The sequence below is a fragment of the Bdellovibrio sp. genome, from assembly GCF_047637665.1.
Lineage (GTDB): Bacteria > Bdellovibrionota > Bdellovibrionia > Bdellovibrionales > Bdellovibrionaceae > Bdellovibrio.
The window spans coordinates 1-13,340 of sequence record NZ_JBLJBT010000035.1 but is presented as its reverse complement, the minus strand read 5'-3'; the positions used below and the strand labels follow the sequence as shown (position 1 = coordinate 13,340).

The 13,340-nt window shown below is 46.6% G+C and carries 14 protein-coding genes; 9 read left to right on the top strand and 5 right to left on the bottom strand.

The window, feature by feature from the left end; translation table 11 throughout:
• The first annotated feature begins 127 nt into the window (after positions 1 to 127).
• Positions 128 to 817 (top strand): FHA domain-containing protein, encoded by a 690-nt coding sequence (locus ACM64D_RS11980; protein WP_415063460.1) that lies wholly within the window; start codon positions 128 to 130, stop codon positions 815 to 817.
• Positions 818 to 827: 10 nt separating this feature from the next.
• Positions 828 to 1,709, top strand: coding sequence for an alpha/beta fold hydrolase (locus ACM64D_RS11975; protein ID WP_415063459.1), 882 nt, complete (start codon positions 828 to 830; stop codon positions 1,707 to 1,709).
• Positions 1,710 to 1,777: 68 nt separating this feature from the next.
• Here ACM64D_RS11975 and ACM64D_RS11970 read toward each other — a convergent pair whose 3' ends face one another.
• From ACM64D_RS11970 to ACM64D_RS11950, 5 genes are all read right to left on the bottom strand, one after another.
• A complete protein-coding gene (locus ACM64D_RS11970; RefSeq protein ID WP_415063458.1) occupies positions 1,778 to 3,421 on the bottom strand; it encodes a S8 family serine peptidase in 1,644 nt (547 codons plus the stop codon).
• Between the two features lie 208 nt (positions 3,422 to 3,629).
• Entirely contained in the window at positions 3,630 to 3,878 is a 249-nt protein-coding gene (locus ACM64D_RS11965) for a hypothetical protein (RefSeq protein WP_415063457.1), read from the bottom strand.
• 253 nt (positions 3,879 to 4,131) lie between these two features.
• Positions 4,132 to 4,920, bottom strand: a complete 789-nt coding sequence (locus tag ACM64D_RS11960) for a succinate dehydrogenase/fumarate reductase iron-sulfur subunit (RefSeq protein WP_415063456.1) — start codon at positions 4,918 to 4,920, stop codon at positions 4,132 to 4,134.
• 10 nt (positions 4,921 to 4,930) lie between these two features.
• Positions 4,931 to 6,847 (bottom strand): fumarate reductase/succinate dehydrogenase flavoprotein subunit, encoded by a 1,917-nt coding sequence (locus ACM64D_RS11955; RefSeq protein ID WP_415063455.1) that lies wholly within the window; start codon positions 6,845 to 6,847, stop codon positions 4,931 to 4,933.
• 11 nt (positions 6,848 to 6,858) lie between these two features.
• Entirely contained in the window at positions 6,859 to 7,518 is a 660-nt protein-coding gene (locus tag ACM64D_RS11950; protein WP_415063454.1) for a succinate dehydrogenase cytochrome b subunit, read from the bottom strand.
• Positions 7,519 to 7,699: 181 nt separating this feature from the next.
• On the opposite strand from ACM64D_RS11950, the gene ACM64D_RS11945 reads away from it, so the two are divergent.
• The 7 genes from ACM64D_RS11945 to ACM64D_RS11915 form a co-directional block, all read left to right on the top strand.
• Positions 7,700 to 8,473, top strand: coding sequence for an electron transfer flavoprotein subunit beta/FixA family protein (locus ACM64D_RS11945; protein ID WP_415063453.1), 774 nt, complete (start codon positions 7,700 to 7,702; stop codon positions 8,471 to 8,473).
• 9 nt (positions 8,474 to 8,482) lie between these two features.
• A complete protein-coding gene (locus ACM64D_RS11940) occupies positions 8,483 to 9,451 on the top strand; it encodes an electron transfer flavoprotein subunit alpha/FixB family protein (RefSeq protein WP_415063452.1) in 969 nt (322 codons plus the stop codon).
• A gap of 128 nt (positions 9,452 to 9,579) precedes the next feature.
• On the top strand, positions 9,580 to 10,107 hold the full coding sequence (locus ACM64D_RS11935) for a lysophospholipid acyltransferase family protein (protein WP_415063451.1): 528 nt from the start codon (positions 9,580 to 9,582) through the stop codon (positions 10,105 to 10,107).
• 53 nt (positions 10,108 to 10,160) lie between these two features.
• Complete coding sequence (locus ACM64D_RS11930) at positions 10,161 to 10,970, top strand: peptidylprolyl isomerase (RefSeq protein ID WP_415063450.1); 810 nt, start codon at positions 10,161 to 10,163, stop codon at positions 10,968 to 10,970.
• Positions 10,971 to 10,982: 12 nt separating this feature from the next.
• The gene (locus ACM64D_RS11925; RefSeq protein WP_415063449.1) at positions 10,983 to 12,008 is read left to right on the top strand and encodes a peptidyl-prolyl cis-trans isomerase; all 1,026 of its coding nucleotides are present in this window, start codon (positions 10,983 to 10,985) and stop codon (positions 12,006 to 12,008) included.
• Entirely contained in the window at positions 12,001 to 12,945 is a 945-nt protein-coding gene (locus ACM64D_RS11920; protein ID WP_415063448.1) for a peptidylprolyl isomerase, read from the top strand. The genes ACM64D_RS11925 and ACM64D_RS11920 overlap by 8 nt, the downstream gene beginning before the upstream one ends.
• Positions 12,938 to 13,340, top strand: a 403-nt coding sequence (locus ACM64D_RS11915; RefSeq protein ID WP_415063447.1) for a 4-hydroxythreonine-4-phosphate dehydrogenase PdxA, incomplete at its 3' end; no start/stop codon positions are given. The genes ACM64D_RS11920 and ACM64D_RS11915, both read left to right, overlap by 8 nt.

The window sequence follows — 13,340 nt, the reverse complement described above, 5'->3', positions numbered from 1 at the left end:
AGCCCCCACCATAGTTGAGTGGGAGCAAGGATGACTTTTAAAATGTTTAACGGGTTTAGCACGGCTTAGGCCCAAGCACAAGGATTAGGCATTTGAATACCCAAGAAACCAGCCTTAGAATGTGTAAATGGTCACTTTTATTGAGATTGTGGACGGTCCCAACGAAGGCTCCCGCTTTAAAGTCGAAGAGGGGTTAACGCTAGGCCGCTCCAAAGCCGACATCATTATTAAAGATCCCAAGGTCTCAAGCACCCACGCCCAATTTGCTATTGATGGAAAAGGTCAGTTTGTTTTGGTCGATCTGGATTCCTCCAATGGACTGCATATTGCCGGACGCCGTGTGAAAAAAGTGGCCTTATTATCAGGGGTTATCTTCGAGGTTGGGCGAACCCAGTTTCAGGTCGTCACGGTGGAAGAAGAGGCCGCCATCGACTTCAGCCGCCTCATAACCTGGCGCAGCATTATCAAAGAACGGCTGCAAGATCTTGAGGTGCCCCAAAACTTTTCCTCCCGTGTTTTGCAAAGCTTCAGTCCCGCGCTAAAGCTGAGTTTTATTCAGGGTATCCAGACTGATGAGGAAATTATTTTAGGTTATGGGCCTCGCCACGCAGGGGCCGACTCTTTGGATATCGAGCTTTTGGACGAGGAGGCTCCCAAAGAGGCCTTTGAGCTTCATCCAGGCCCAGGGATGGTGGAGATCAAAATCAAGGCGCTCGGGCGCGTAACTCTTAACAATAAGTCCATAGATGCCGAAATGCTTAAAGATGGTGACTTGATTTCTGTGGGAAACACCCTCATTAAAGTCACTTATCTGTAAGAAGGTTATCATGGAAACAACTCCCAAAACGACAGGCAGCTTTGAAAGTTTTGACGGAACTCCCATCTATTATGAAGTTCGGGGTGAGGGCGAGCCTCTAATTCTGGTTTATGGAATCGCCTGTATTATCAATCACTGGCATCATCAGACAGAATACTTCTCAAAAAAATATCAGGTCATCACGTTTGATTTACGTGGCCACCAGAAAAGCAATCCCATCATGGACATGAATCAAATTTCCATGGAAGCTCTTTCCAAAGATATTCTCGGATTGATGGCCCACCTCAAAATCAAAAAAGCCCATTTTGCCGGGCACAGTTTCGGTGCCCCCATCATTCTGAAGGTCTACGACGAAAATCCTCACGTGTTCTTCTCTATGACTTTTATTAACGGCTTCGCAAAGAATCCGATCAAAGGCATGTTTGGTCTTGATGTGATTGAGCCCTTCTTCTACTTCGTAAAATCACAATACGAAAGCCAACCAGACTTGTGGAATACTCTGTGGAAATTAGCTGTTGATAATCCCATGTCAATGTATCTTGCGGCGTTGGCCGGCGGCTTCAATCTTAAAGTCACTCACTTCAAGGATATCGAAGTCTATATGCGAGGAGTGGCGCGACTCAATCTCGAAGTTTTTTTGACGATGTTCGAAGTTTTGATGGAGTATGACGGGGAGCCCGTTCTAGAGAAGATTCAGGTGCCGGCGCTAATTATTTCCGGGGAAAAGGACATGGTGACGCCGATTCGGTTTCAATATCACTTCAAAGAAAAGATTAAACACTCTGAGTTTGTCTTGGTTCCATATGGATCTCATTGCACCCAGCTTGATTTTCCCGACTATACAAATTTAAAAATAGAAAAGTTTCTTGAAGACGCCAAGGTCGAGTCTTAAAGCGGTCGCGAAAAAAAAGCCACCCCAAACGAGGGTGGCTTTCGAAAAACCTTGTTGCCGACGAGGAACTACTTCCAAGCCGCTTTTGTGATATCGAAACCATAACGGTTCACAGAATCATCTGACGTGAAAACAATTTTCACGTACTCTCCGTCAATAGGTGTCGAGAAAGAGTCGTCGTTCTTACCACTCATCGTTGCAACTTTAGTACCTTTCGCATCGAAGAGCTCCACTTTGTCGTAGTCTCTCTCGGTATCAAACTTTGAGAAGTAAAGAGCAATTTGTTTCGCGCCAGGAACGCGAACTTCGTACTCTTCCTTTGCTTTCTCTTTATAGGGATGCGCCGAAGAAACGCTCACGCTCACTGATTGCCAGTTTACAGGATCGTTGGGATCTGGAGCTGGCTGAGTGTTTGTCAGCATTGTGTAGGCATTCACCATGCCTGTCTTCACTTTGCCACGAAGACCTGCAATCGGTTTTGCCGTTGCCATGATTCTTTCTTTCATTTCAACATTCGTCAGGTTCGGCTCATTGGAAGCCAACAGAACCGCGATGCCTGACACATGAGGCGTCGCCATGGATGTTCCCGACCAAGAATCATAGCCGCCGCCCTTAACAGAAGAGTAGATGTTTACGCCCGGAGCGCCAACATGAACTTTGTTTCTTCCGTAGTTTGAGAACGAAGCGATTTGGCCTCTGTTGTCGACAGCCGCAACAGACAGTACGTTAGGAACATCGTAGGTTGCAGGGTAGGTGGGGTTTGCATCATTGTTGTTTGATTCATTCCCGGCAGCCGCAACAAACAAAGCGCCCGCTGTGTTCGCTCTTTCGATCGCTTGTTTTAAAGTTTCAGAGTAGCCACCGCCACCCCAAGAGTTCGACATGATTTTCGCACCCATTTGAGTGGCATAGTCGATACCTTTTAAGGCGCCATCCAACGAACCAGAGCCACTCGCAGAGAGGAACTTAACGCCCATCAGACGCACGTTCCAAGCAACACCCACAATGCCTTTGCCATCATTTCCTGTGGCGCCGATTGTGCCAGAGCAGTGTGATCCGTGACCATGATCATCAAGAGGGTTGCCGGTGGGTTTCGCAGCATCTACAAAGCTTGCACCGTAAATGTCATCGACGATTCCGTTACCATCGTCATCAACGCCCGGCTTACCATTAAGCTCGGCCTGGTTAGTCCAAAGATTGTCCTTCAAATCAGGATGATTGTAATCAATACCTGTATCGATTACAGCGACAATCACATCTTTAGATCCTGTTGTGATGTCCCATGCTTGTTCCGCACCAACATCGATTCCCGCGATGCCGGCACGACGTTGAGAATCTTGCTGTCCGCTATTTTTCAGACCCCACAATTGCCCCAACATAGGATCATTCGGAGTACGGTTGATTCTGTAGATATAGTTCGGCTCTACGATATCCACCAAAGGATTTTCAGAGAGAGACTTCACAACGTTTGCTTGAATTTCAAAAACAGGGCGCTTGATTACAACGATATTTTGCCCAGGAATGGTGTCTTTGATGTAAGAACCCAGTTCTGCACTTAAAACATTGATTGAGGATTTTGCAGATACAGAGTCTTTGAGTTTTACAATGAATTCGCCAGGAACCGCTTCGGGTGTATTTGCAAATGCCGTCGCTCCAGTGACAAACAAGCCAACCATGGCCGCCTTGGAGGCTCTTCCAATAAGCCTTTTCATATAATCCCCTCCTTCATTGGGTGATTTCGAACGGACGAGGAATATAATATTTCCTCAAACGTGCTAGTTCCAAAATGGTACCAATGTGAAGGTGAGCTGGTTATCAATTTTTAGATTTGCGAGGGAAAGCTGTTATTTTTGGTTCAAGGTCCTGAGGAGTCTCTACAAAGGTCGTGAAGAAATCACGACCTCTCTCTAGGAATCGAGACTAAGACACTGCTTTTTTTCCAGACGATGGGCGAGGTGGCTCTTCAGCAAATTCAAAACTCAATTGCTGAGGAGTTTTGAATTGCACAATTCTTTGGGGATTTTCAGCGATCTCCCGTTTCTCAGAAGGAGTCATCACATTCACTCCGGTTGACGCTTTGATAAGATGCTTAACAAAGGCCTCCTTCACGCTGTCTGGAGCATTTTTGTTAAATCCTAATTCTGCCATTAACTGATCAATCTTCTTCATAAGCCAATCCTTGGTCTAGTTTCGGAAGTTTGATGATGAAGCTTGAGGGGAAATTCAGAGGTGTGAAATATCTAAAGATGTCTCTCATTGAGACAGACCGACAACGCAGAGTTTAAAGGTTAAGGCCGACGAAAAAAAGTTACAAACACATCGCAGCACTACTACTAAGCACCTAAGATCTCTCTGTTTTTAGAAAACAAAAAGGGCCCTCATCGGGCCCTTTAAATACGGCGTTTTTAAGAATAAATCTCTCTTAGCCTGCGCCGCCGTCTTTGTGCTTGGGACGTTTGGTTGCGCTAGCAACAAAAAATTCACGATTCATGCGAGAGATGTTTGTCAGCTGAATGTCTTTAGGACAAGCTGCCTCACAAGCTCCCGTGGTTGTGCAAGAGCCAAAGCCCTCAGCATCCATCGCTGCGACCATGCGAATCGCACGCTCTTTTCTTTCCACTTGTCCCTGCGGCAGCAAAGCCATGTGAGAAATCTTCGCCGATGTGAATAAAGCGGCAGAAGCATTTTTACAAGCGGCCACACAAGCACCGCAACCAATACAAGTCGCTGAAGACATCGCTTCATCCGCGTCGGCCTTAGGAATCAAAACCGCATTGGCGTCGACAGCATTTCCCGTGTTGGCAGAAATGTATCCACCCGCAGAAATGATGCGATCAAAGGCCGAGCGGTTCACCATCAAATCTTTAATCACAGGGAATGCTTGAGCGCGGAATGGCTCCAACGTCAGAACTTCACCATCTTTAAAGTTTCTCATGTGCAACTGGCACACTGTAGTTGATTTCAGGCGGCCATGAGCTTCACCGTCGATAACAAATCCGCACGCTCCACAGATGCCCTCGCGGCAGTCGTGGTCAAATGCGATCGGCTCGTCACCTTTTGAAACGAGTTCTTCATTAACCGCATCAAGCATTTCAAGAAAAGAGGCGTCTTCAGAGACGTTCTTCGCATGATATTCAACAAATCCACCCTGATCTTTAGGGCCTTTTTGTCTCCAAACCTTCAAAGTCAAATTGATATGTTTTCCTGCCATTTTACGCCTCTTATTTATAGCTACGAGTTGCTAAATGTACGTTTTCAAAAGTCAGTTCTTCTTGGTGACGAACTTCCGCTTTGTTTTCACCTGTGTATTCCCACGCAGCAACGTGACAGAACTTTTCATCATCACGCTTCGCTTCGCCATCGACTTGATACTCTTCACGGAAGTGACCGCCGCAAGATTCTTTACGCTCCAAAGCGTCGCGACACATCAACTCACCAAGCTCAAGGAAGTCTGCAACACGACCGGCTTTTTCAAGCTCCACGTTTAAGTAGTTGGCGTCACCAGGAAGGCGCACGTTGTGCCAGAACTCTTCTCTCAGCTTAGGAATCAGCTCAAGAGCCTTCTTAAGACCTTGTTCATTACGTCCCATACCACAGTATTCCCACATGATATGACCAAGCTCTTTATGGAAGCTATCCACCGTACGGCTGCCCTTGATGCCCATTAGTTTTGAAACGTCGTTTTTAACGCTGTCTTCGGCAGCTTTAAAGGCGTCATTGGAAGTAGAAACTTTCTCAAGCTTCGTACCGCCCAAGTAGTTGCCGATAGTGTAGGGAAGAACAAAATAACCGTCGGCCAAACCTTGCATCAACGCCGAAGCGCCCAAACGATTGGCTCCGTGATCAGAGAAGTTCGCTTCGCCCGCAACAAACAAGCCCGGAACTGTCGACTCTAGGTTGTAGTCAACCCACAAGCCGCCCATCGTGTAGTGAGGAGCCGGATAGATTCTCATCGGCATTTTGTACGGATTGTCTCCGGTGATTTTGTCATACATTTCAAACAGGTTGCCATAACGCTCAGAGATCTTGTCTTCTCCCAAACGCTTGATGGCATCGGCAAAATCCAAATAAACTGCTTTACCAGTTTCATTCACGCCACGACCTTCATCACAACGATATTTCGCCTGACGAGAAGCCACGTCTCGAGGAGCCAAGTTACCAAAAGACGGGTACACGCGCTCAAGATAATAATCGCGCTCACTCTCAGGGATTTCGTTCGGATGACGTTTATCACCCACTGCCTTAGGAACCCAAACGCGACCATCGTTACGCAAAGACTCAGACATCAATGTCAGTTTTGATTGGTTCTCACCGTGAACAGGAATGCAGGTGGGATGAATCTGCGTATAGCAAGGGTTCGCGAAGTAGGCACCACGCTTGTGAGCTCTCCAGGCCGCCGTTGCAGAACAATTCATCGCGTTTGTGGAAAGGAAAAAGACGTTGGAATATCCGCCCGTCGCCAAAACAACCGCATCCGCCTCGTGAGACTCAATTTCACCCGTCAAAAGATTTCTCACGATAATACCACGAGCTTTACCATCGACGATGACAAGATCCAACATTTCGCGACGATAACGAAGCTCAACGTTCCCGGCATCAACCTGTCTCATCATCTCAGAGTACGCACCCAAAAGAAGCTGTTGTCCCGTTTGACCACGAGCATAGAAAGTACGTGACACCTGCGCGCCACCGAAAGAACGGTTCGCTAAAGTTCCGCCGTACTCACGAGCAAAAGGAACACCTTGCGCAACCATTTGGTCGATGATGTTCGCAGACACTTCTGCCAAACGATAGACGTTGGCCTCGCGAGCGCGGAAGTCTCCGCCCTTTACTGTGTCATAGAAAAGACGATAAACAGAGTCACCGTCATTTTGATAGTTTTTCGCGGCATTAATACCTCCTTGAGCGGCCACAGAGTGCGCGCGACGAGGAGATTCATGTTGGCAGAACACCTTTACTTTATATCCAAGTTCACCCAACGAAGCGGCGGCAGACGCCCCCGCAAGACCCGCACCAACAACGATCACAGAGTGTTTACGTTTGTTCGCGGGATTGACAAGCTTGTATCCAAATTTAGTGTTTTTCCATTTGCTTTCAATGGGTCCACTAGGAATTTTGCTATCAAGTTTATTAGCCATTTTATTTCTCCTTAGTGAGCAAAGAAAAAGAGGTAAAGAGGTTGAGCGATAAAGCCTAAGGCCACGATTGCCGCATATGCACAGCTCAGCTTTTTCCAAAGCTGGCGATAAGTTCCTTCCATCAATCCCAGAGATTGAAACGAGGAGCCCACGCCATGGCTGAGGTGAAAGCCAAGAAGGATCAAGCACACAACATACCAGCCAACATAAGCGGGGCTTTGGAAGACTTCCGCCATCAGCTTAGCAAGGTCGCGCATCACAACACCATTCACGGTCGTTTCATAGTAAACTCCGTACTTAAAGGTGATGATGTGAAGGATAATGAAAACAAGAACCAGAGCACCCTGCGCCGCCATTGTTCGCGACGCCAAGGAAACTTTTTTTGCCCCTTTAGCTGGAGCCGCATAAGCTTGCTGTTTTGCTCCGCGGTTGTGAATCGTTAAACTCACTGCCGTGTAGATATGCGTAAGAAGCGCCAACACCAGCACGGCTTCTGCGACATATATAATATTGCCACTAGTTAGCGCATGCCCATACGAATTGTAGGCGTCATGACTTACGAAGATTAAAAGATTGCCGGCCATATGGGCGAGAACAAACCCCGCCCAAATGAGACCCGAAATTCCCATAAGATACTTTTTCCCGACGGTTGAACCGAGAAATCCAGACATGGTGTAGAACCCCTTGTTTTGTTGGTGTGTATTTTCTCAATAAGTATCCAACTAAGTTACTCCTGGGGGTACTAAGTTGTCCATGATACCCGTCATGTATCGCGACACGTTAAATATGGAATTTAGTTTTGCCTTTCCTGGACTTGCGATAGAACTGGGCCTCTAAAAACGGGGTAAAAACATGAAGATTTTTGTGTGTATCAAGCAGGTGCCTGACACCGAGACAAAGATTAAAATCACTCCCGACCAAAACGGCATCGACGCCGCGGGAATCAAGTGGGTTTTAAATCCTTACGATGAATATGCAGTGGAAGAAGCGGTCAAGCTTCGTGACGCAAACGCGGGATCCCAGGTTTGGGTTTTGAGTGTTGGTCCAAAAACTCGTGTTGTTGAATCTTTGCGCACAGCTCTTGCGATGGGCGCGGATGAGGCGATTGTTGTAAATGCTGAAAATCTAGACAACTACTCCACGGCGAAAGCCTTGGCGGAAGTCATTAAGGCCGAAGGCGGAGCCAAAGTTATTTTCTCTGGTAAGCTGGCTATTGACGACAATGCTTCTTCTGTCAGCCAAATGATGGCGGAGTTCTTAAACGTTCCCCACACAACCGTTGTTTCTAAGTTTGCTTATAACGGCGAAAACGTGGTTGTTGAGCGCGATGTTGAGGGCGGAGCTAAAGAAGTGGTGCAAATGATGACTCCGGCGGTTGTGGCTGCCAATAAAGGTCTCAATATGCCTCGCTATGCAAGTCTTCCTGGCATCATGAAAGCCAAGAAAAAGGTCATCAAAGAAGTTGAATTCTCCTCTTTGAACATTCCGGCTTCGGATATCAAGGTAAAACACTCAAATTTCTCTCTTCCTGCTGAAAAACCACCTGTCAAAATGATTGCTGGTGATTCTTCTGCTCAGGCCAGTGAGTTGGTTAAACTTCTTCGCGACGAAGCGAAAGTTCTATAGGGAGTGATCATGGGAAAAATACTAGTTTTCGCCGAACAAACAAACGGAAAGCTTAAGCGCAGCTCTATGGAACTTCTTCAGGCCGCTGCAAAATCTGGAAACACAGTCGTTGCGGCTGTTTTCGGAACCCACGCTGGAGACGTCGCGGCAGCAGCTGGACACAATGGCGCGAGCGAAGTTCATGTCGTTAAAGACGCAGCCTTGGATGCCTACAATCCAGAGTTGTTCACTGCGAACGTAGCCGCTCTTGTTGAAAAAGTTCAGCCTTCCATCATTTTGGCTTCAGCTTCTTCCACAGGAAAGGACCTGTTTCCTCGCGTGGCAGCCCGCTTGGGCGCTGGCGTAGCCAGTGATTGCACAGAGCTTACTATCTCTGGTGACTCCGTCACAGCAACAAAACCAATGTATTCTGGAAAGTGCTTCGCAAAGGCTAACTTTGAAAACACTTCTTTAAAAATCGTTTTGATGCGCGCCAATCAACTTCCTGTTGCAGTGGCGGACACCTCCAAGAATGCCACTGTGGTTGAGCAGTCTGCTGTAAAACCAGACCTTAAAACTCTTATTAAAGAGGTTGTGAAGGGTGCTAGTGAAAAGTTGGATTTAACTGAAGCAAACATCATCGTGGGCGGAGGTCGTGGTCTAAAAGAGGCGGCGAACTTTAAGCTTCTTAATGATCTTGCGGATGTTTTGGGTGCAACTGTCGGCGCTTCACGCGCGGTGGTTGATGCGGGCTGGGTGAGCCATGGCATGCAAGTAGGACAAACTGGAAAAACAGTAGCTCCAAGCTTGTATATCGCAGTGGGCATCTCTGGAGCTATTCAGCACTTGGCTGGCATGAGCGGCTCCAAGGTCATTGTTGCTATTAACAACGATCCGAATGCTCCTATTTTCCAAAAAGCGACCTACGGCATCGTTGGTGACGCTATGGAAATTCTTCCTAAACTTACTGAAGAGTTTAAGAAAGCCCTTCACCATTAATCGTGTTTAGAAAGTACTTTCTTCCGATTATTGTATTTGTTTTCTACCGAACCCTTTCATGGACATGGAGGGTTCGGATTATCGAACCTGATTCTCTTAAAAATTCTCTGGAAAATCAAAACCCCGTCGTGCTCGCACACTGGCATGGCGATGAATTGGCTCTTTTATCGATCGTCAAACGCTATCGAATTGCCACCATTGCCTCTCAATCCAAAGATGGAGAGCTTATGGCCAAGGTGCTCAAATGGCTTGGGGCAAAAACCAGTCGCGGCTCTTCCACGCGCGGAGGCGTGCAAGCGCTTAAAGGTCTTTTGCGTTTAGTAAAAGACGGGGGAAATTGCAGCTTTGCAGTTGATGGCCCAAAGGGTCCGTTGCACAAAGTGAAGCCAGGGGTCTTTGAGTTGTCGCGCATGATTTCGGGTCCGATTTATGCAGCCGGAGTCGCATGCGATCGTGCAATTCACTTTCCAAGATCTTGGAATAAAACTTTTCTTCCAAAGCCTTTCGCAAAAGTGATCATCTACTGGGAGGGACCACTGGCTCCCGTATCCCGAGACGCTGATCCACGAAACCCAGACCTTGCTCTAGAGTTAGAAGCCCTTTTACATCACGCGAGACAGCAAGCTCTTAAATTCATTGCGGATAATGATGCCTAGTGCTAGCGTTTTTAGGTGACGTGTATTCAACTTTTTAAAGGGACTTTTAAAGTATGAAACTTTTAATCAGCATCTTGTTGCTCATCTCTGCGACCTCTTTTGCACAAAAATCCACGGAGATCGTGGCTCAAGTAGGCAAAAAATCTATTACTCTTGAAGACTTCAATAAAAAGTACAACGAAGTTAAGTCGCAAACCATCAACCCACCCACCAAGGAACTTTTCCTTGAGGACTTGATCCGTTACGAAGTCGGCCTCCAAGAGGCTGAAAAGCGTGGTCTCCAAAAAGATCCTGTCGTTCTTGAGCGCCTCAATCAAGAGATGTACAAAGCCTTGCTTGAAAAAGAACTGGGTCCGCAAATTCAAAAGATCCAAGTTTCAGAAAAAGAAATGCAAGCTTGGTACGCAAAGAACCCTGAGCTTCGCACCAGCCACATTTTGATTGAGTTCAAGCCCGGTGCAAATCCACAACAAATTGCGGAAGCAAAGAAACGTGCTTCTGAAATTTTTGAAGAAGTTAAATCCAGCAAAAGACCTTTTGAAGAGCTTGTGAAGCTTTACTCTGACGACGCTCTTTCTAAGCAAGCTGGTGGCGACATTGGTTGGCAATCACGCGTAACTCTCGTTCCCGGTTATTATGAAGCGGCAGCGTCTATGAAGGTCGGTGAAATCAAGGGGCTCATCGAATCTCAATTCGGCTTCCACATCATTAAACTCACTGGACGTAGAAGCTTTGAAAACGCAAACAAGCGTCAAATCAGAGCGGCTGTTTTCGATGAAAAAAGAAAACAGCTTTTCAATGACTACTTCGACAAACTGAAGAAGTCATACTCTATTAAAGAAAATAAGAGTGCCCTTAAATAAGGAAACCTTTCTATGAAATTTCTAAAGAGCCCCGCTTTGACGGGGCTTTTTATTTTGAGCGGTCAGTCGAAAACCCCAACCCACAAAAACAGTCTTCTGGCGTTTTTATGTTTTATGACCTTGGGTCTGGCGGGATGTCCTTCGAGTTATCAAAAGCTTTCAACGAAACCCGTTGAGAAGGTCAACGATCACGTTCTGACCTCCAAGCAGTTTGCCAATCAGTTAGCTCGTCGTTTGCGAAACTTCGATGCCTTGGCCGCCAAAGATCCCAACAACATTCATCGCGTTAAAGAAGAGATCTTAAGGGACTTTCTGGTGAAGAGTCTGACCTTGGATTGGGCCCGCGCTCAAAGCATCGTTATTTCCGAAACCATGTTAGACAAAGAGGTCGACGCCCTTCGTGCAAACTATCCCGACGATCTTTCCTTCCGTCGCTCTTTGGCCCAAGAAAATCTCTCGTTCTCAGAATGGCGGGAGGAGCTTCGCTATTCCTTGGTTGAAAAAGAAGTATTCAAAAAGCTCAATGAAAAGATCAAGCCCCCCACAGAAGAGGCGATCAAACGATATTACGAAGACCATAAGGATCGTTTCAAACGAAAAGAACGTATCTATATTCAACAGATCGTGGTCGATGAAGACGCCAAAGCAGACGCCATCAAGGTCGATCTAAAAACCGAAAACTTTGCAGAACTAGCCAAAAAATACTCCATCACTCCCGAGGGAAAAAATGGCGGAGTTGTGGGGTGGATTGAAAAAGGATCCGTGGACTATTTTGATCCTCTTTTTTCCGCCGGATCGGGATTACAAACGATTAAGAGTCCCTTCGGAATTCATCTTATTCGGGTCGAAAAAAAGGCTCCCGCAACGACACTTCCCCTTGAGGAAGTTAAGTCGCAGATCATCAGGGCCCTCAAAGCTCAACGCGAGCAGGCAGAATACGTCGCTTGGCTTGATGCTCAGCTGAGAAGTAGTAAAGTCTTAAAGGACTATGAGTTAATGAACTCTATTAAAGTAGATACACGAGGCGCAAATGATTAATATCCTCTTTTCCTTGCTCGTCGCGGCTCCCACCCATGCAGAGATTGTGGAAAAAACCGTGGCTATCGTAAATAGCGAACTCGTTCTGGAATCTGATTTTAAAGAACTTGAAAAAAGGATTGGAAAGCCCGGATTGATTGATGAGTCCCTGCTTTTTGATAAGCCCAGCTCTATTCTTAAGGGAAATCGCAAGGCTCAGTTGGATTATTTGATTAACGAAAAGCTGCTTCAATCTGAAGTGAAAAGACTTAACCTCGTAGTAACCAATGACCGCGTTGACTCTGAAATCAAAGACATGGCCAAAAGAAACAATGTCAGCGAGGCCGAGCTTTTAAATATTATCAAAGGCCAGGGCCTTACAGCGGAAGAATACAAAGCCTTTCTTAAAGACAGTATTGAAAAGCGCTCGTTGATGGATGCTGAGATCATTTCTAAATTGCGTATTTCCGACGAAGACGCTTTGAATGAATATCTAAAGACCAGCCCCAACAGCCGGCCGTCTATTGATGAGTTCGGCGTATCACACATCTTCTTTAATCCCAAAAAGGGTGGGGCCGAGGCCGCCATTAAAAGAGCAGAGACAGTTCTGGGAAAACTTCGCGGCGGAGATAACTTCGAAACGCTTGCGCAACAATTCAGTGAGGATCCAAATTTTTCTGCTGGCGGAAGTCTTGGAACATTTAAGTCGGGAGAATTTCTTCCTGAGATCGAAGAAGCCATTTCAAACCTCAAGGTTGGCGAAACCACTCCCGTGGTTAAGTCGCGCATGGGTTTTCACATCGTGAAGCTCACAGGAAAGAAGCTGACTGCAGATCCTAAGTTTGAAAAAGCAAAAGAGCGCATCAAAGCTCAACTTCTTGAAGCAAGCTTTAAGCGACAACTCAAAGCCTGGCTTCAAAGCAAGCGGGATGAGTCTTTCGTAAGAATCAATGAGTAACATGAGGATCGCCCTTACAACAGGGGACATCGATGGGATCGGCTTTGAGGTCGCCGCCAAGGCTCTTTATAAAATAGGGCCACAAAAGAATGTTCAAATTCTTTTGTGGCGCTCTGAGGGGGCCTCTAAAAAGTATCTTGCTCTGATAGACAAAAAGTGGCCTCGAATCACCGTGGATTCGCTGGAAGAGGCTCTTAAAATCAAGGGCCCGTACCTTATCGACATTGCTTCCGACCTGTCTCCAGCAAAGTGGGTCGAACTCAGCGCCATGGGTTGCCTGGATAAAAAAATTCAAGCTTTGGCAACAGCCCCTCTATCAAAGACAAGTATCAAAGAGGCTGGATTTAAAGATCTTGGCCATACTGATATTCTTAAACGCCTTTCCAAGACTCAAT